The organism is Paenibacillus sp. NMA1017, assembly GCF_058895805.1.
In genome coordinates this window covers 237,386-254,480 of the sequence record NZ_JBZXYR010000005.1, presented here as the reverse complement: position 1 = coordinate 254,480, position 17,095 = coordinate 237,386, and the positions used below count along the sequence as shown (strand labels likewise).

The window sequence follows — 17,095 nt, the reverse complement described above, 5'->3', positions numbered from 1 at the left end:
GGCGATGGCGCCGGGGCCCAAATCAACAAAAGCCGAGGCATAGCACACCATATCCTCATGCCCCGAACTCCTTGGCGAACTCTGTGCTGAGCTGCCCATAGGAGAGCAATTCTTTTTTAAACTTCTCTCGCTCCTCACCAGCAGTAATGTGTGTAGAGTCGGTAAAAGCCTTGTCTGTCACTTCCTCAAATGCCGAATGCAGATTATTGTCGTACCAATCCAGTTCCAGGTCGGCGTCATTGCGGATGATCCTTACCATGTCATAGTCATGGTGACCATCCTTCTGATCCGTGGCCGTGATATAGACCAGCAGTTCCGGGTCATCTGCGGCACCAGGCCGCACCTCTACTTCAGCGCAGCGCACTCCGTCAAGTTCAGTGAAGCGGCGTATTTTGGCATCCTTGATGTAGTACATTGTCTCCCTCCTTCCTTGCGAGTAGACGGGTTGCCCCATCTGTAGTTTTCGGAACGGACAGACATTTTATGCTTCTTTTCGGCATATATACTGATGAACTGGGGATTTAGTTTTTGATTCATTCCAACACTGGATGAACACGACAAAGAGAGGATGAACAGACATGTGCGGAATTACAGGTTTCATACAGTGGAACGGAGACTTAATGCATCAATCTGAGCTGCTGCTGAATATGACGCAAACGCTCTCCGATCGCGGACCGGATGCTGCGGGTACCTGGATATCCAACCCGTGTGCCTTCGGACACCGAAGACTGAGCGTTATGGACCCGGAAAATGGCGCTCAGCCCATGATCCGGCAGCTGGAGGATATCACTTATACGATTGTATATAACGGGGAAATATATAACGCGCCTGAGCTAAAAAAAGAGCTTCAACAACGCGGTCATTTTTTCCGTACACAATGCGACACGGAGGTGCTGCTCGAATCCTATATCGAATGGGGCCCTGAATGTGTGGATCGGTTGAACGGCATTTTTGCGTTTGCGGTCTGGGATAGTGAGCGGGAGCAGGTGTTTCTGGCACGGGATCGGCTGGGAGTGAAGCCGTTATTTTATAGCCAAACTGGAGATGTATTCGTATTTGGCTCAGAACCCAAAGCACTGCTCCAGCATCCAGCGGTAGAGGCAGCAGTGGATGCCGAGGGATTGGCCGAAATTTTTATCATCGGGCCTGCACGTACCCCCGGACACGGCGTCTATTCGTCCATGAAGGAGCTACGCCCCGGGCATACGCTAACCTACAGCCGCGACGGTGTACGCATTCAAGCCTACTGGACACTGGAAAGCATCGCGCATGAGGATAACACCGAAGAAACGGCGCTTAAGGTACGAGAACTATTGCTGGATACGGTGGAGCGGCAGCTCATTTCGGATGTTCCAGTGTGCACCTTATTGTCTGGCGGGCTGGATTCAAGCGCTCTATCCGCATTGGCTGTCGATTATTACAAACGTACCGGGCAGGGACAAGTTCATACGTATTCGGTCGATTATGTCGATAACGACAAGCATTTTAAAGCCCATGCGTTTCAACCTGGAGCCGATGCCCCCTGGATTCAGCGAATGGTGGATGAATTAGGGACAAATCATCACTGGATTGAATTCGATACGCCAGAAGTCGTAGCAGCTCTGAACAACTCCACGCTAACACGGGATTTACCCGGAATGGCGGACGTGGATTCGTCGCTGTATCTCTTTTGCCGGGAGATTAAAAAAGGAGCTACGGTCGCTATTTCTGGTGAGGCTGCGGATGAAGTTTTTGGCGGATATCCATGGTTCCACCGGGAGGATATGCTGAATTCGGGCACATTCCCGTGGGCAGTTGCACCCGACATGAGAGCCAGTCTGTTGTCTCCCGAGGTGCGGGACTGGATCAAGCCGCTGGAGTATTTGAATGACCGCTACTCCGAAGCGGTAGGAGAAGTGCCGAAGCTACCGGGGGAAACAGGAAAAGCTGCGCAAATGCGCGTCATGTCCTATTTGAACATCACCCGCTTTATGCCTACTCTACTGGATCGCAAGGATCGGATGAGTATGGGAGCCGGACTCGAAGTACGGGTGCCGTATTGCGATCATCGATTGGTGCAATATGTATGGAACATTCCGTGGAGTATCAAGATGACAGGCGGACGTGAAAAAGGCATTTTGCGCAAGGCGCTGGAGGGTGTACTGCCGGATGATGTGCTGTATCGCAAAAAAAGCCCATATCCCAAAACGCATAACCCTTCCTACCTTGAGGCTGTGAAAAAGCAGGCGCTGCAGCTGCTGGATGATTCCTCTTCCCCACTGCTCAAGCTGATTGATGCGCAAAAGGTACGCGATATTGCCGCCTCACCGGAGGCATCCACCAATCTGCCTTGGTTTGGTCAACTGATGTCGGGTCCGCAGTTGTTTGCCTATTTGGCCCAAGTGGATAACTGGTTGCGCACTTACAAGGTAGCTATTCGATAAGCTAAAAATACCAAAAAGGCTATCCGCAGCTCATGACTGACGGATAGCCTTTTTTACGTTATGTGAATGGGGGATGATTTCGCCCCTGTTACCAAGCTATACCTGTGGATTACCCAGCTTTGTTGCCAAATCCCGCAGAGCTATCCCTCGGTGGCTGATAGCCTGCTTTTGTTCCAACGTCAGCTCGGCCATTGTCTTCTCAAACTCTGGCAAATAAAACAGCGGATCGTACCCAAACCCGCCGCTGCCGGCGGTTTCAGTAGTAATCCAACCCTCCACGGAGCCTGTCGATTCCAACGTCTCGCCAGTCTGCGGATTATACAGAATCAAGGTACAGACGAATTGAGCCGGGCTTAGCAAAGGCTGTCCCGTATCATCACCCAGCTGCTTCGATTCCAGAACGTCGAGCAGCTTAATATTGTTTTCGTGATCGCTGGCACCTTCTCCAGCATAACGGGCAGAGTATACCCCCGGAGCACCGTCCAGCAAGTCCACGCAGAGGCCAGAATCATCGGCCAGCACGGGCAATCCGAGCACATCTCCAACCGCTTTAGCTTTTTTCAGTGCATTTTCGGCAAAGGTTTTGCCATCTTCAACGACATCAGGAATGTCGGGATAATCGTACATGCTTCTGACTTCCTTGCCAAACGGCGCAAAAGCATGCGCAAATTCCCGCACCTTTCCTTTATTTTTCGTAGCGACAATGACGACCGGGCCATCCAGCCGCATTAGGCGCCAGCTCCTGTACGTCCAGCACCGATCTTATCAGCAATCGGTCCAAGCACTTCTTTTTGGCGCTCAATCATTTGCAGAATCCCTTGTTCGCCCAAGCTAAGCAGTTGATCCAATTCGTTACGGTCAAATGGGCTTTCTTCACCTGTACCTTGCAGCTCAACATATTTTCCACTGCCAGTCATGACAAGATTCATGTCCACTTTGGCCTTGGAATCCTCTTCATAGTTCAGATCCAGCAACGCTTTTTCACCAACAACCCCTACGCTGACGGAAGCCAGGAAATCGGTAATTGGAAAAACAGGCAGCTTGTGCTGGGTGGCAATTTTATTGACCGCAATCGCCAACGCTACGAAAGAACCGGTAATTGAGGTTGTGCGTGTTCCGCCGTCCGCCTGAATGACGTCACAATCCAACGTAATCGTACGTTCACCAAGCGCCTGCAAATTGACCACCGAACGCAACGCTCTTCCAATCAGACGCTGAATTTCCATGGTACGGCCTGTCAGCTTGCCACGAGCAGCTTCACGCTGATTACGGCTATGAGTCGCACGCGGAAGCATGGAATACTCTGCGGTCACCCAGCCTTTTCCTTGTCCCTTCATAAAGGGTGGTACGCGTTCTTCTACAGTAGCCGTGCAAATGACTTTCGTCTCGCCAACCTCTATAAAAACAGAGCCCTCCGCGTATTTATTTACTCCTGCTGTCAATTTCATCGGGCGCAGCTCATCACCGTTTCGTCCGTTAGATCTACTCATGCTTTTTCCTCCTACGTCGTATGCAACCTGTTCTTATATGTTTATTTTACCAAAGTGTGCAGGCAAAAGCACCCCAAGGACGATTCCCGCCCTTAAAGAGGGATTTCGTTAATATGTTGCGGCTTGGCTACAGGCTCTCCGTAATTTTGATTATTTTGTCCAATTACGCTTTTTTCACCATTCAGTTCAATCCGAATTTTTGTTTTGACCGCATCATCTGAATTGTCTGCCGCTGTCAGCACAACCGATTCCAAAAATTCAGCAGGCACGGCTTCTCCCTTAGCAAACATATCATCCGAGAGCGATACCGTAATTACGTTGTCTTTGGAGCGTTCTACAGATTTTAGCGCCGTCTCCCCTGTCATTACTTCTTGTAACCCATCCTTGGTCTGCGGCCCTTGAATCAATTGATGCAGCGCTGACTGAACACGATCTTTTTCAGGGCTGACTAACCGTGTTACAGGTACATAGTATTGAACTCCAGCAGGAGAAGATGAAGAGAAATACACGGTGACTGGACTAGAATCCAGTGGTGTTACGCCATGACCGATCTCCAAGTTAATGCCTACTGCACGTGTCAACGGATGATCCAGCGGTGTGCCGCCAACAGGCATTTCGTTCAGCTTTTTGCCCTCCACCCAGATCTGTACGCTCTCAATATCGGGACGGTCGGTCAGGGTCCAGGTCAAGCTCTCCATTAATTTTCGTTCTTCCTGTGGCTTATAGTTGGCGAAAGATTTGTTGAATTCGACAACAGCCAGCTTGTTGTTCTTGTCCACCGTCACACTTTTCACTTCCGTACCTTGGGGTATTACACCTTTAAATCCCTCTGGTAATAATCCGGCATATGGCCCGCCCTCAACTAGTGTTTCCAGCGCTGACTTGGCATCTGCCTGTACATCACCTGTAGCAATCGGTAAAGATACCGGAGCCAGCAAACCGTTATGATCTTGCAAAAAAACAGCCCTCAGTTGTCCTGTACTGGCAGGTGCTTTTCCGGTTACAGCCTTAATCATGGACTGCTCTGTCGTGGACGGCGGGGGGTCAATGGATGCCGATTCGTTGCCAAAAAGGCTGCAGCCTGACAACAACAGGGGTAGGGATAGCAGTCCAGCTACAGAGGTCATACGCCATGGGTGTTTTATATTCATAAGTGAAGTTCCTCCCTAACAATTTTGTACAGATTGTACTAATATGTATACGAGCCTCGCGTAAAAAATAACTACTTTTTCAGCAGACTGGACACACTGGTCATAATTGCAGTAGAAATCAGGATCTATACGAGGAGGAGAATTTCAACTTTATGGACAAGAAAAAAGCACCATACAGCCTGAATAGTAAAAAGGTAGCCGATGCCACCCGCGAGTGGCTGCACAAGCGTGGTGTACACCTGACTGAAATCGCAGAACTGGTCATGCTTTTACAAAAGAAATATTACCCGACCCTAACGATGGAAGAATGTATGGAGAATGTGGACAAGGTGCTAATGAAGCGCGAGGTTCAAAATGCCGTACTCACGGGCATCCAATTGGATATCCTTGCTGAACAGGGCGCTCTTCTTCCCCCATTGCAGGATATGATTGAGAATGATGAGGGATTATACGGGGTGGATGAGATTCTGGCCTTCTCCATCGTAAATGTGTACGGTAGCATTGGATTTACCAATTACGGTTATGTCGATAAGCTGAAACCGGGTGTGCTGGAACGCCTGAATGATAAAAGCCTCGGACCGATCCATACGTTCCTGGACGACATTGTGGGCGCTATCGCAGCTTCGGCCAGCAGCCGTATCGCCCATCGCAAACAGGCAGAGCGCGAGCAGGAGCTTGGGGAAGAAAGCGCACCGAATACAACACGTTAAACAACAACACGCTAAATAACAAACAACGCTTGGAATACAACAGATATATACAGGGTTAGAGGAGAACTAGACATGGCAAACGTAACTGAAGGATATACATTCCGTACGATGCAGGCTGACGATTATGATCAGGCCATTGACCTTTGGAATGGCTTAGACGGATTGGGATTAAGCGAGGCCGACTCACCGGAACGGATTGCACGCTTTTTACAACGAAATGAAGGACTTAGCTTTGTCTGTGAGTACGCTGGAAACATCATAGGCACGATTTTAGCAGGCCATGATAGTCGCAGGGGGTTTTTGTATCATCTGGGTGTAGCCACAGCACATCGTGGTCAAGGGATCGCGCCCAGACTGGTGGATAAGGCGTTATCTGCTTTGCTGAGAGAAGGCATTGATAAATGTCATCTGTTTGTGATGGAGCATAACGCAGGGGGTCAACGCTTCTGGTCAGCTAACGGCTGGGAGAAACGGGATGGAATTTTACTATATTCCCGAGGGCTGGAATAGGATTTAAGCGCTTGATCTATACAAATAGGAACGCCGGGTCTGATTCAAGTCGAGCTAGAGACGATCAGACCCGGTGCATAATACTCACAGCCTATTCATTGGCAATCCTAACCTTTCAAGCTCAGACTACCTTCATTCATAAATTACAATCCATTTTGTGGACGCAGTGCACGTTCTACAATTCCCAGCGTGGATTGACGAGAGAAGAGCCGGGATACCTGAGCTACCCAATAGTTTTGGCGACCGGAAATGATGTGACTACGCCCCTTTTCAAATGCTCTCAACGCGTTCTTCACAACGGTTTGGGGAGTTTCCCTAATTCCAATTGACGCTTCACTTGCGCCAACAATATCAAAAAACGGCGTTTCTGTTGATCCTGGACAAAGGGCCAAAACTTTAAGCCCCCGTTTCCGATTCTCGGCCCATAGCGCTTCAGTAAAAGAAAGCACAAATGCTTTGGTTGCTCCATATACGGCCATATAAGGATCGGGCTGAAATGCAGCTGTGGAAGAAACATTGATTAATCCACCATCCCGCTTACGCAATAAATCAGGCATAAATGCATGTGTGATGTCGACTAAAGCAGCCACATTGAGCATCACTTCCTCATGCTGTCGTTCCCCTGAAACCTGCTCAAAGTATCCATAGGTGGCAAAACCCGCGTTGTTAATCAGGAGATCTACCTTTAGCTGTTGTTTTTGAACCTCCTGATGCAATGTTTGAGGTGCTCCGGGTGTGGAAAGATCCAGCGCAATCACTGTTGCTTTTACGTTATATTTAGCTATGAGTTCCATGGCCAGCGCTTCTAATTTGGTTTCATTCCGAGCTACCAAAATGAGGTCACATTTCTTAGCTGCGAGCGAATAGGCAAATGCCTCGCCAATCCCGGATGAAGCCCCTGTGATCAGAGCTGTTTTGTTTGCGTACATAAACATGATGATAACCTCCATAGTATCGTTGTTTTATTTCGGAAACATTGTTACCACTACTCTATAATGAACTGAAGTCATCTATTATGACGACCTCAGCACACTTCATATTTACGATGGGGATGAGGATGTTTTAAATGCTACGAGCGTATTCTTCAGTGTAAATGCATACACCCCTTGAGCCATATCTACATCTGAAAAATGACCTGCAAACTGAAGATGTATGACTCCATGTAAAGCAGACCAAAACATCCGGACAACCAGCAACGGGTCATGCTCTTTCAATGCTCCCTGCTCCATAGCGTGTATGACGGTTTGCAGGATGCGTGACAGTGCCGTTGTAGTACCCTCCAAGCTCTGTTCATCCGGCTTGAAATCAGATAATGCTCCGCCAAACATCATTTTATAATAGGCTGAATGGAGCTGCGCAAATTCCCAATATGCCCAGCATAGAGCTTCCAAGTCAGCGATTACGCTTTCGGTAACAGGTACTTGCTGGAAGGTTTCAGCCAATAGCCGACATCCATCCAGGTACATCTCATTGGCAAGACCATCCTTACTGCCAAAAATATTGTAAATGATCTTGGTGGAACAGCTTAATTTCTGCGCAACTCGCCGTACGGTCACAGCCTCAGGCCCTTCTTCCACAAGAAGGATGCATGCGGCATCGATGACATTTTTACGTAGCAATTGCTGCTGCTGTAGCTTCACTTCCGAATAGGTTTTATAGGGATGCGATGGCTCGGACATGATTCAATGCACTTCCTTTTGCTTGAGGATTTTTCAAAAATCCCATAAGCGACTTCCAATGAACAAGATATAGATCGAAATGGTTTAGTTCATCTATATACTGCACTTCGGAGCGACTGGAATCGAATTTTACAAAATCCTGGCTTATTAAAAACTGTTGCTTCTTACTACTATAAATAGATTAAAGATCTACGCAAGATTTTAGGTAACAGTGTTTCCGTTAAGAACCATAGTATTCTAAGCCTGAGTATTTGTCAAATAAAAAAAGGACGCCATAAGTAGGGACACTTACCGCCCTCTGGTTGAATACTTTAAAAATGAAGCTATGTTTGGCGTCCACGATCAGTAGGCAATGCCTATCCGTGTACGGATAAATTCGTAACTCTTGCATTGCCGATAAGTAAAATCTGCCGTATCCGCGGTGGTAATTTGTGAGCCACCTTCAGGCAGAAAATCTTTTTCCACGCGATAAATACCTGTCCGCGCTCCATCTGGCAGATAGGTTGGACATACGATTGTCCAGTCTAGTCCCGATTCACGCAGCAATTCGTACACTCGCCGATGTTCCTCGGCCGCACGAGTGCTGCGTCGCTGGGTCTCGGAGGACTCGTAACGATACAGGTCCGGTTCGGTCCGGCTTTGCAAAATCCCTGCCGTTCCTACCGTAATGAGCCGGGAAATGGACTGCTCCTGCATGAGCCGGACCAGCAGGGCTATATTAACGGATAAGGTAGTCGTTCCATCCGTATTCAGCGCACTGATCACAGCCGTTGCCCCGCCCTTCAGCGCTTGTGCTACGTCCTCTGCATTAGTGGCATCGCCTTGTATGATTTGCAACTGATTCCCGTACCCGGGTGCATAATTCTCCAGCTTGTCCGGTGAACGAACAAGGACCGTAACGGTATGACCGTCCGCTAATGCATAAGCTAATATATACCGTCCTACGCGTCCGGTAGCTCCCAGCAGCAGCAAATTCATAAAATCCTCTTTTCTGGCATGCATGCCGCTTGTCATGTTGCTTCGTCATGTCACTTGTTGGGTAACTTTCCGCGACTATTGACGGCAAAGGGGATAGAAGCGCGTGATGGGGTCCGTCTCGCTCATAGATACCCGTTCACGGCGCACCAGCTCCACCAGATGAGCCAGCGTCTCGGACATGGCAAACCTTAGCTGGTGAATACCCAGCTTACCACCGAACATGGCAATGCACAGCTCATAGGCTGTGCTGCCCTCCGGTTGGATCAGCTGCTGGAATTTCTCCAGCCGTTCTTCATGATGCGCCAGCAACCCTTGCGTCCGCTCCCGAAAATAACCAAACGGATTGCGGTGCCCCGGATAGGCCCACGCTACCTCCAGCTCGCCTAGACGCTGCAAGCCGTCTACATAAGACTTCAACGGCTGGATATCACTGCCTGGCAGCAGACTGATATTAGGAGAAATCTGCGGCAAAACTGCGTCACCGCAGAGGATAACGCCGCTATTCGGGTCATATAAGGACACATGTCCGGGCGCATGCCCTCCTGTCTCAACGGGTAGCCAACTGCGTCCACCCCATTCCAGACGAGTGTCCATTCCGGTAGGAATAACAGTAATCTCAGGTTGTGGATTTACTTGCAAATAAGCCTGCCGCATATGTAATTCCAAGGCCGACACTTGCTCCAAAGGAAAGCCATGCTGGACAAAAAAGCTGGGAAGCCTGTTCTCCATAGCGACCGTCGATTCTGGAGCGTCCCACATCATCATCGCTTCCTTATGGCTTCGAGCTGACATATGTACACGAGCCTGACTTTGCTGCTGCATCCAGCCCGCCAATCCGTAATGATCGGGGTGATGATGAGTGACCACAATGTCCGAAATATCCCCAAAGGACATCCCCAGCTGTTGGAAGACATGCGTCCATTCTGCCTCGGTATCCATATTGCGCGGTCCCGGGTCTACAATCGTAAAACCGTGCTGTCCCTTGAGTACATAGCTATTCACCCAGCGCAGCGGAAAGGACATGGATATTTTGACCTGAAAGCCTCCGTCTATTCGCTCACACGGTGTAAGCTCTGGCAATTTCATGGCTTCCATCCGCCTTTCTGTTTCAAGCCCGCACGCCGACAAAAATCATTCGAGGCGAAGCATCTTCGATATATTGATCTTCATTATAACTTCCGTGTACCTGCTCTACGGATAGTCCGGCTTGCTCTAGCAATCCACGAAACTTTTCATATGGATATAGCTTCACTCGTTCATGATACACGCGCGCAGCTTCTCCCTCAGTAGGAGTCGTTCCCGGAGCAGAGGCTGCTTCAGTGCCCGTAACGGATGCAGCTGACCGAATCGCAATTTGTTTTTTCACAAAGCCATCTTCAATGACCCGATGCTCCTCAATCCAATTACCTTCATCCTCCCGTGACGAATGCGGTACCAAATGAGCGGTTACATAAGCAGGGTTCAAATAATCTATGATAAAGCGTCCTCCCGGCTTCAACAGCCGATATATTTCCTTTAGTACTTTAAGCTGCTCCTCATCCTTTTCAAAATAACCGAAGGAGGTGAACAAATTCATCACCGCGTCATAGCTTTCATCCAGCGGCACCTCTCTCATATCCCCTTGATGCCAACTTACCCGCCCTTCGGAATCAGCTGCACGAGCCTCTCTCAGCAGCACATTAGAAAGGTCCACACCTGTCACCTTATAACCTGCATCTGCGAGCGCAAGCGAATGACGTCCCATCCCACAGCATAAATCCAATACGCTGGAGCCTTGCGGTAATTTGAGCCAGGAGATCATTTTTTGCACTTCCTGATAGGCTCCCTGAAAGTCGCGATGCTTGTATACCAATAAATAATCTTCCCCAAAGCTTTGCTCGTACCATTCTGCCATATCGTTTCTCCTCCATGAACTCATTTCGCTCTATTACATACTATATTAGCTTTTTCAAACTGGAAACTCAAAAGCATTACGAATAAGGATTTTACAAAATCCTGAACAACAAAACATGTTACAATAACCGTTATTTGAGCTTAAATATTCATAGGAACTTCATACCAACTTCATGTGATTCACCCCATTTTATCATTAAAATGATTCATGGGAACGCCTTTAGAAGTATTCATAAGAGAAAGGAGCGGGGAAGTTATGATTCAAATTGGACTTACGGGTTGGGGCGATCATGATGACTTGTATCCAACGGGCACCAAAGCTAACCAAAAACTAAGCGTCTATGGAAGCCATTTTCCGGTAGTGGAGATGGATAGTTCTTTCTATGCGGTGCAGCCCACAGATCGTATGGCACGCTGGGCGGCGGAAACCCCTGACTCTTTTTCATTTCTCGTCAAAGCCTATCAAGGCATGACTGGACATACCCGCGGCAAGCAGCCTTACTTCAAAACAATAGATGCCATGTACGAAGCACTGCATGCATCCATACAGCCTCTTCGCGAAGCGGACAAGCTCAAAGCCGTACTGTTTCAGTACCCGCCTTGGTTCGACTGTACACGTGAGAATGTCGCTGTACTGCGAGACACGAAAAAAAGGATGGGCGAGGTCCCATCCGTACTTGAATTCAGACATCAAAGCTGGTTCACACCCGATTTTCGGAAACAAACGCTGGCATTCATGCGTGAAGAAGGCTGGATACACAGCGTATGCGACGAGCCGCAGGCAGGACCAGGGTCGGTTCCCATTGTGCCGTTGGCTACAGACGGTGATCTGACAGTCGTACGTCTCCACGGGCGGAACATATCGGGCTGGAATCAAAGCTCCGCGCCGAATTGGCGGGAGGTTCGTTATCTGTATCGGTATAATGAACAAGAATTGACCGAATGGAGAGACAGATTGCTGAAGCTGGAGCAGCAAAGCTGTGAGGTGTGTGTTATTTTCAACAACAACTCAGGTGGAGACGCCGCTGCTAACGCCAAGCAGCTCATGACCATGCTTGGCATGCAACCTAAACCTTTTCCCCCTCGCAAGCCACCCGAAGAGGATAATGGGCCGGAACAGCTTGAACTATTTTGAGGAACGGGCTGAGGGTGGGGAGTTGGATATAGCCTCCCTGAGCTTGCGTGCATTATCCAGCAAATGCGGGTCATCAGGTAAATAGCGTAAAGCGGTTTGGTTATGCTCATACGAAGCGTCCAGCTTACCTACATGGGCATAGCAATGGCTAAGCCGCACATAAGGTAACCAGGAGTAGCATGGTAGTGGAACAGGTCGCATACCCGGAAGGTGATGCTGTTGCTCCAATGCCTTTTCGTACCAGTATGCAGCAGTGCTCCATTCGTTTCTTGTGAAAAACCAGTCACCGATCATGCAGCACAAGTCTGATTGCGGTACACCGTATCGAAAGGAGCGTAACAGACTATCCAGCTGTTGCTCCGGCTTCCCGAGGTGAAGATAGCATTCCGCCGACCGCGCACAAGCGGTAATCCGATCCTCACGGTAGCCGCTCGGCTCCTCCAACAGATGGCTGAACGCCTCTGCCGCCTCGGCATATTCTTTACGGTCAAAACATTCATTGGCGTGCAAATACAGCAGACGCCCCTCCAGCTTGCCGCTTTCGCTGATCCACCGGGCGAGAATACGTTGGTTACGGAGCGTGTGGTCGTGCATTCGGCGGTGAGTTACTGCCACATCCGAATGCACGATTTGTCCCTGAGGTATCACCAGATCCTCATGTAGACGCCCTTCCCAGCGGTATTGTCGCTCACGCTTCACGAGACGGATACGGCGTGAGGTGAACAACAGTTCACCCTGCTCCCCCTCTGCCAAATGAAGTGGCATTACCACTGCGTCGATATCCATAGACAAACGCCTCTTCAAGGCACGCAGGCGCTTACGGTCCGGCTCCAGCAGCACATCGTCCGCATCCAGCCACATAATGTAGGAACACGTCGCCTTGTCAAACGATTCATTACGGGCGGCTGCAAAATCATCCCTCCATTCAAACGTATATAGCCGATCCGTATATCGGGCTGCTATCGTCTTCGTCTGATCCGTCGATCCCGTGTCCACAATGATGATTTCATCCATCAGGTCTGCGACCGAATCCAGACAGCGGGCCAGTGTCTGCTCCTCGTTTTTTACGATCATGCACAAGCTGATAGTCATTGGATGCTCAGTCATGACTTCACGTCATCCCCTTTACCTTTGGCTGAATCTGCCGTCGTTTTTCCGGTAGACTCGCCATCAGTATATGCACCTCTCCTTTCAGCCTGCCTCTTGTCTAGCTGTTCGACACGTGCATACCTTTCCATCGACAAAAGTTGTTCCTCCATATGCCGGATTCGCTGTACCGCCTTGTCGAGTGCGGCCTTTCGCTGATTCATTTTGCGAACATGCTGCTGCTCCACCAGTCGAAACTGCTCCTCGTCCAGTTTCATCCACTCATTCAGATGCTCTGCCTCTGGTTTGGCCTTACGCAGTTCTTTCGACTTCTTGTGGCCTGCAAAGCACAAATATTTGTGATGCACCTCCAGCGCTTGTTCATCAAAATAAGGATACAATACACGGGAGAGGCTCCCGGCATAGTAAGTCCGCTTGTGATCATGAAACGGATGGTATCCATAAGGTACAGATAGGACGAGCGTTCCCTTTTTATTCAACAAACGATAAGCATGAGCCAGCAGGGTATCGGGATGCGCAAAATGTTCCAAAATCTCCCCTAAAATAATGGTGTCAAATCCACCGGGAGGACGCTCAAATTGTGAAATGTCCTTTAACTGAAAGTGGACTCTTCCCCGGACGGGTGCGGATTCCTGACGAAGTTCTTTTTTTGCATAAGAAATGCTGCCCTCTTCCAAATCAATGGCCGTTACCTCAAATCCTTCCCGCCCGAGCAAAATGGATGTTATGCCCTGACTGCACCCAACATCCAGCACGGTATGGCCCTGTACATGGCGGCAAATCCAGTGAATTCTATTGCGGGTGGCTTCATGGGACTCCTCCGAATTGATTTGCCCGTAATAACGTTCGTTTACCTGATCACGGTTAGCCAACAGCGGCGCCCCCTCCATCACCGGGATGCCCCAAGATCACGACATGTCCACCTGTACAATGTGCAGTCGCATTACGTGTATCGAAGACCAGCGGGGCATGGTCGACCAGTTGTTGGTAATCCACCACAGAATGGTCTGTCGTGATGACTACGATATCTGCACTTTCCCATAGCTGGGCATTTGCCGTTCGAGATGGGATTGCTTCACCGTTCAGCTTAAAGCTCGATACATACGGGTCGGTGAAGCTCACCGAAGCTCCCATTTTTATTAGATGCTCAAACAGGACAAGAGCTGGGGATTCCCGAACATCATCAATGTCCTTTTTGTAGGCCACACCTGCCAGAATGATTTTGGCCTTGTTTACGGCTTTACCTTCCTGAGCAAGCATAGCTTCAACTCGCTCCGCGATATACAGCGGCATACGCCGATTCATGCGATCTGCCAAGTCCACGAATTCCAGTGGAAAACCATGCTGCTCGGATTTCCATGACAAGTATAGCGGATCAACCGGGATACAGTGCCCCCCGATGCCAGGTCCCGGATAAAAAGGCATATAGCCGAATGGCTTGGTTGCCGCTGCATCCAGTACCTCCCATATATTGATGCCAATTTTCTCACAGGCAGCAGTCAGCTCATTGACCATTCCAATGTTGACACTGCGAAACGTATTCTCGAACAGCTTGGCGGCTTCCGCCACGGTTGTCGAACTGACCGGAACAATCTGATCCAAAAAGGACCCATAAAAACCTGCTCCCGCTGCCAGACAATCCGGCGTGCAGCCACCGATCACCTTGGGTGTGTTGCGAATGTTAAAATGAACGCTGCCCGGATCAACACGCTCCGGTGAAAAGCACACATAAAAATCCTTACCTACTGTCCAGCCCCTGCGCTGCTCTATCACCGGACGAATCAATTCCTCAGTCGTTCCGGGATAGGTGGTGCTTTCCAGAATCAACAGTGTTTGTCTGCGCAAATGAGGTATGGCCTGATCAATAGCCGTTTCAATATAGGACGTATCCGGCTGGTGTCCGTCCGTCAGTGGCGTAGGCACGCAGATTACAACGACATCCGCATGCTCCAGCACCTTGATATCCGTAACCGGATGCAATTGCTGCCCGATCAGACCTTCCAATGCATTATCGCCAATGTCTATAATGTACGATTTTCCTTGAAGCAGCTTGGCTACTTTGACGGGATCGGAATCCACACCATATACATCATAACCAGCCCTTGCCATTTCCACTGCCATGGGCAGTCCTACATAACCGAGGCCGATGACCGCAACCTTTACAGTTCCTTTAGTTATTTTTTCCATAAGCTGCAAAATACCCACCTCTTTCATCGTTACTCCATGCCTCGCAGTAGCTCAGCAATTCCAGCGCGATCCATTAACTCATCGTCCGAGCGATATTGATCAAAGCTCACTCGTTCCAATCCACCATATTGGCTCAATAAGCGCTCGTCTGCTTGCTGGGGAAGAATAACAAAATAACGATCATCATAGCGATACGTGTGCGGCACCTCATAGGGTGAAATCAGCACCTCATGCAGCTTTTCCCCACCACGTATACCAATCTCCTTCACTTTCAACGTAGGCTCACCTGCCTGTTCTTTCATCACTTCTGCCAGATCTGCAATATTGCAGCCCTTCATTTTCATCACTAGCGTCTCTCCCCCAATCGCCGTGACAGAAGCCTTCAGCAGCAAGCCAATCGCCTCTCCGAGCGTGAGGAAAAAGCGTGTCATATCTGGGCTCGTCAGCGTTAAATCCTGTCCTTCTGCGATTTGGCGCTTGAACAGGGGCACGACACTTCCACTCGTTCCCAACACGTTGCCGCCGCGAATACACACAAAGCGAGTACGCTCACTTAAAGTGTTGGCGCGGATCATCAGTCTTTCACCGATCGCCTTCGTCATGCCATATACATTCACCGGATCTACCGCCTTGTCTGTAGAGACATCAATTACCTTGGCGACTCCCTGCTCAATGCTGGCCCGGATCACGTTTTCCGTACCGTGTACGTTCGTCTTGAAAGCCTCTTCCGGCTGTCTCTCACACACGGGGACATGCTTTAATGCCGCCAAATGGAATACATAGTCCACTCCGCGACATGCCTCCTGCAATGCCTGAAGATCTCGAATATCTCCAATCATGAAATTCAGGCGAGGATCAGATTGAAACTGCCGCTGCATGGCAATCTGTGCAAATTCACCGCGTGAGAAAATACGAATTTCCGCCGGTCCCTCCTTCAGCAATTCAGCCGTTAGGCGTTGCCCCCAAGATCCCGTTCCTCCGGTCACCAGCAGTTTTTTTCCTTTGAACAATATAATCTCCTCCTGACCGTTACGAATTGGCAATGCCTGTTCCCAGAAATTCAGCCAGCACAGCATTCATTTCATTCTCTGACAGCCGATCCTTCGCTGGCACTTTTTTCACCGAAGTATTGGCGGCGTGAATGACGTTCACATAGTTGCGAAGCGGAATGACCTCATGCGGCAGCTCCGTTACATATCCGTGCGTGCCTTTTCCAGGAATGACGATACGATAATCATTCAGAAAATCCTCCACTTGATAGCGAAACACATAAAAAGAAGGCGAACGGTGAAACACCGGTGCCATCTGCCCCTCAACCGCATCCCACAGGTAACCCAGCTGGTTCACCAGCGCAACCGTCTCCGGTTGAAACTTGTAATCATGCAACTGTTGTACAAATGACTGGTGATACAAATCGTCGGAATCTATTCGAGCAATGAGCAGTTCGTCCGCGCCTTCGATGTGCGCATTGATACGACGTTTACTTTCGATGCTCGTACCGAAACGGATGTGGTCGGGAATAGGCTCATGTCGGGCCAGCTCCTCTTCCACGATGTCACTGCATCCACCCGCCAGCTTGACGACAGATAGGAAATCCGCATTTGTCTGACTGAGTAAACTACGCAGCGTAAAGGTTCTGAATATATCCAGTCGCTCGCTGATCCACTCACGTGTCAGGCGGTTGGGATTCATCCCATAGTTATTAAAATTAATTTCAATTACAATCTTGCGATTCATTGATCTTCCTCCCCTTCAACCGTCTTCTCTCAAGTTATGAAGACACTCCTGAAACGGCACGTACAGATGCAACGAATCTTGTAAAAATAGGTAGA

Annotated in this window: 18 protein-coding genes; 4 read left to right on the top strand and 14 right to left on the bottom strand. The window is 49.3% G+C overall.

Annotated elements, in window-relative coordinates; all coding sequences use genetic code 11:
* Window positions 1-55: 55 nt before the first annotated feature.
* Entirely contained in the window at window positions 56-415 is a 360-nt protein-coding gene (locus tag AC5ELV_RS15435) for a hypothetical protein (RefSeq protein WP_493430948.1), read from the bottom strand.
* Window positions 416-578: 163 nt separating this feature from the next.
* On the opposite strand from AC5ELV_RS15435, the gene asnB reads away from it, so the two are divergent.
* Window positions 579-2,423, top strand: coding sequence for an asparagine synthase (glutamine-hydrolyzing) (gene asnB / locus AC5ELV_RS15430; protein ID WP_493430881.1), 1,845 nt, complete (start codon window positions 579-581; stop codon window positions 2,421-2,423).
* 96 nt (window positions 2,424-2,519) lie between these two features.
* Here the strand turns inward: asnB and AC5ELV_RS15425 are convergent, their stop codons facing one another.
* The 3 genes from AC5ELV_RS15425 to AC5ELV_RS15415 all read right to left on the bottom strand — a co-directional run bounded on the left by AC5ELV_RS15425 (window position 2,520) and on the right by AC5ELV_RS15415 (window position 5,064).
* A complete protein-coding gene (locus AC5ELV_RS15425; RefSeq protein ID WP_493430880.1) occupies window positions 2,520-3,152 on the bottom strand; it encodes an XTP/dITP diphosphatase in 633 nt (210 codons plus the stop codon).
* The gene (gene rph / locus AC5ELV_RS15420) at window positions 3,152-3,913 is read right to left on the bottom strand and encodes a ribonuclease PH (RefSeq protein WP_013311675.1); all 762 of its coding nucleotides are present in this window, start codon (window positions 3,911-3,913) and stop codon (window positions 3,152-3,154) included. The genes AC5ELV_RS15425 and rph overlap by 1 nt, the downstream gene beginning before the upstream one ends.
* Window positions 3,914-4,005: 92 nt before the next feature.
* Window positions 4,006-5,064, bottom strand: coding sequence for a GerMN domain-containing protein (locus tag AC5ELV_RS15415; RefSeq protein WP_103050106.1), 1,059 nt, complete (start codon window positions 5,062-5,064; stop codon window positions 4,006-4,008).
* Between the two features lie 152 nt (window positions 5,065-5,216).
* Between AC5ELV_RS15415 and AC5ELV_RS15410 the strand changes: the two genes are divergently transcribed.
* On the top strand, window positions 5,217-5,774 hold the full coding sequence (locus AC5ELV_RS15410) for a phosphatidylglycerophosphatase A family protein (RefSeq protein WP_250270387.1): 558 nt from the start codon (window positions 5,217-5,219) through the stop codon (window positions 5,772-5,774).
* A 72-nt stretch (window positions 5,775-5,846) separates the two neighbouring features.
* Window positions 5,847-6,284 carry a GNAT family N-acetyltransferase gene (locus AC5ELV_RS15405; RefSeq protein ID WP_493430879.1) on the top strand — a complete coding sequence of 146 codons (438 nt, stop codon included), beginning with the start codon at window positions 5,847-5,849 and terminating at the stop codon, window positions 6,282-6,284.
* A 143-nt stretch (window positions 6,285-6,427) separates the two neighbouring features.
* Here the strand turns inward: AC5ELV_RS15405 and AC5ELV_RS15400 are convergent, their stop codons facing one another.
* From AC5ELV_RS15400 to AC5ELV_RS15380, 5 genes are all read right to left on the bottom strand, one after another.
* Complete coding sequence (locus tag AC5ELV_RS15400) at window positions 6,428-7,219, bottom strand: SDR family NAD(P)-dependent oxidoreductase (protein ID WP_493430878.1); 792 nt, start codon at window positions 7,217-7,219, stop codon at window positions 6,428-6,430.
* Window positions 7,220-7,324: 105 nt separating this feature from the next.
* On the bottom strand, window positions 7,325-7,963 hold the full coding sequence (locus AC5ELV_RS15395) for a TetR/AcrR family transcriptional regulator (RefSeq protein ID WP_493430877.1): 639 nt from the start codon (window positions 7,961-7,963) through the stop codon (window positions 7,325-7,327).
* Between the two features lie 342 nt (window positions 7,964-8,305).
* Window positions 8,306-8,941, bottom strand: coding sequence for an NAD(P)-dependent oxidoreductase (locus AC5ELV_RS15390; protein WP_493430876.1), 636 nt, complete (start codon window positions 8,939-8,941; stop codon window positions 8,306-8,308).
* Between the two features lie 75 nt (window positions 8,942-9,016).
* The gene (locus AC5ELV_RS15385) at window positions 9,017-10,027 is read right to left on the bottom strand and encodes an MBL fold metallo-hydrolase (RefSeq protein ID WP_493430875.1); all 1,011 of its coding nucleotides are present in this window, start codon (window positions 10,025-10,027) and stop codon (window positions 9,017-9,019) included.
* A gap of 22 nt (window positions 10,028-10,049) precedes the next feature.
* Window positions 10,050-10,835 (bottom strand): class I SAM-dependent methyltransferase, encoded by a 786-nt coding sequence (locus AC5ELV_RS15380; RefSeq protein ID WP_493430874.1) that lies wholly within the window; start codon window positions 10,833-10,835, stop codon window positions 10,050-10,052.
* Between the two features lie 255 nt (window positions 10,836-11,090).
* Between AC5ELV_RS15380 and AC5ELV_RS15375 the strand changes: the two genes are divergently transcribed.
* The gene (locus AC5ELV_RS15375) at window positions 11,091-11,969 is read left to right on the top strand and encodes a DUF72 domain-containing protein (RefSeq protein ID WP_493430873.1); all 879 of its coding nucleotides are present in this window, start codon (window positions 11,091-11,093) and stop codon (window positions 11,967-11,969) included.
* Here the strand turns inward: AC5ELV_RS15375 and AC5ELV_RS15370 are convergent.
* The 5 genes from AC5ELV_RS15370 to AC5ELV_RS15350 are packed head-to-tail and all read right to left on the bottom strand — an operon-like array spanning window position 11,961 to window position 17,000.
* Window positions 11,961-13,076: a tetratricopeptide repeat-containing glycosyltransferase family 2 protein gene (locus AC5ELV_RS15370; RefSeq protein ID WP_493430872.1), complete on the bottom strand. Its 1,116-nt coding sequence runs from the start codon at window positions 13,074-13,076 to the stop codon at window positions 11,961-11,963. The two genes, AC5ELV_RS15375 and AC5ELV_RS15370, sit on opposite strands and share 9 nt — an antisense overlap.
* On the bottom strand, window positions 13,073-13,948 hold the full coding sequence (locus AC5ELV_RS15365; protein WP_493430871.1) for a class I SAM-dependent methyltransferase: 876 nt from the start codon (window positions 13,946-13,948) through the stop codon (window positions 13,073-13,075). Before AC5ELV_RS15365 ends, AC5ELV_RS15370 begins: the two co-directional genes overlap by 4 nt.
* The gene (locus AC5ELV_RS15360) at window positions 13,941-15,290 is read right to left on the bottom strand and encodes a nucleotide sugar dehydrogenase (RefSeq protein ID WP_493430870.1); all 1,350 of its coding nucleotides are present in this window, start codon (window positions 15,288-15,290) and stop codon (window positions 13,941-13,943) included. Before AC5ELV_RS15360 ends, AC5ELV_RS15365 begins: the two co-directional genes overlap by 8 nt.
* Window positions 15,291-15,292: 2 nt before the next feature.
* Window positions 15,293-16,273: a polysaccharide biosynthesis protein gene (locus tag AC5ELV_RS15355; RefSeq protein WP_493430869.1), complete on the bottom strand. Its 981-nt coding sequence runs from the start codon at window positions 16,271-16,273 to the stop codon at window positions 15,293-15,295.
* Between the two features lie 19 nt (window positions 16,274-16,292).
* On the bottom strand, window positions 16,293-17,000 hold the full coding sequence (locus AC5ELV_RS15350) for a glycosyltransferase (RefSeq protein ID WP_493430868.1): 708 nt from the start codon (window positions 16,998-17,000) through the stop codon (window positions 16,293-16,295).
* Between the last annotated feature and the right edge of the window lie 95 nt (window positions 17,001-17,095).

Coding starts and splice junctions, on each gene's coding strand:
- AC5ELV_RS15435 (WP_493430948.1), bottom strand. CDS start 415: ATGTACTACATCAAGGATGCCAAAATACGCCGCTTCACTGAACTTGAC.
- asnB (WP_493430881.1), top strand. CDS start 579: ATGTGCGGAATTACAGGTTTCATACAGTGGAACGGAGACTTAATGCAT.
- AC5ELV_RS15425 (WP_493430880.1), bottom strand. CDS start 3,152: ATGCGGCTGGATGGCCCGGTCGTCATTGTCGCTACGAAAAATAAAGGA.
- rph (WP_013311675.1), bottom strand. CDS start 3,913: ATGAGTAGATCTAACGGACGAAACGGTGATGAGCTGCGCCCGATGAAA.
- AC5ELV_RS15415 (WP_103050106.1), bottom strand. CDS start 5,064: ATGAATATAAAACACCCATGGCGTATGACCTCTGTAGCTGGACTGCTA.
- AC5ELV_RS15410 (WP_250270387.1), top strand. CDS start 5,217: ATGGACAAGAAAAAAGCACCATACAGCCTGAATAGTAAAAAGGTAGCC.
- AC5ELV_RS15405 (WP_493430879.1), top strand. CDS start 5,847: ATGGCAAACGTAACTGAAGGATATACATTCCGTACGATGCAGGCTGAC.
- AC5ELV_RS15400 (WP_493430878.1), bottom strand. CDS start 7,219: ATGTTTATGTACGCAAACAAAACAGCTCTGATCACAGGGGCTTCATCC.
- AC5ELV_RS15395 (WP_493430877.1), bottom strand. CDS start 7,963: ATGTCCGAGCCATCGCATCCCTATAAAACCTATTCGGAAGTGAAGCTA.
- AC5ELV_RS15390 (WP_493430876.1), bottom strand. CDS start 8,941: ATGAATTTGCTGCTGCTGGGAGCTACCGGACGCGTAGGACGGTATATA.
- AC5ELV_RS15385 (WP_493430875.1), bottom strand. CDS start 10,027: ATGAAATTGCCAGAGCTTACACCGTGTGAGCGAATAGACGGAGGCTTT.
- AC5ELV_RS15380 (WP_493430874.1), bottom strand. CDS start 10,835: ATGGCAGAATGGTACGAGCAAAGCTTTGGGGAAGATTATTTATTGGTA.
- AC5ELV_RS15375 (WP_493430873.1), top strand. CDS start 11,091: ATGATTCAAATTGGACTTACGGGTTGGGGCGATCATGATGACTTGTAT.
- AC5ELV_RS15370 (WP_493430872.1), bottom strand. CDS start 13,076: ATGACTGAGCATCCAATGACTATCAGCTTGTGCATGATCGTAAAAAAC.
- AC5ELV_RS15360 (WP_493430870.1), bottom strand. CDS start 15,290: ATGAAAGAGGTGGGTATTTTGCAGCTTATGGAAAAAATAACTAAAGGA.
- AC5ELV_RS15350 (WP_493430868.1), bottom strand. CDS start 17,000: ATGAATCGCAAGATTGTAATTGAAATTAATTTTAATAACTATGGGATG.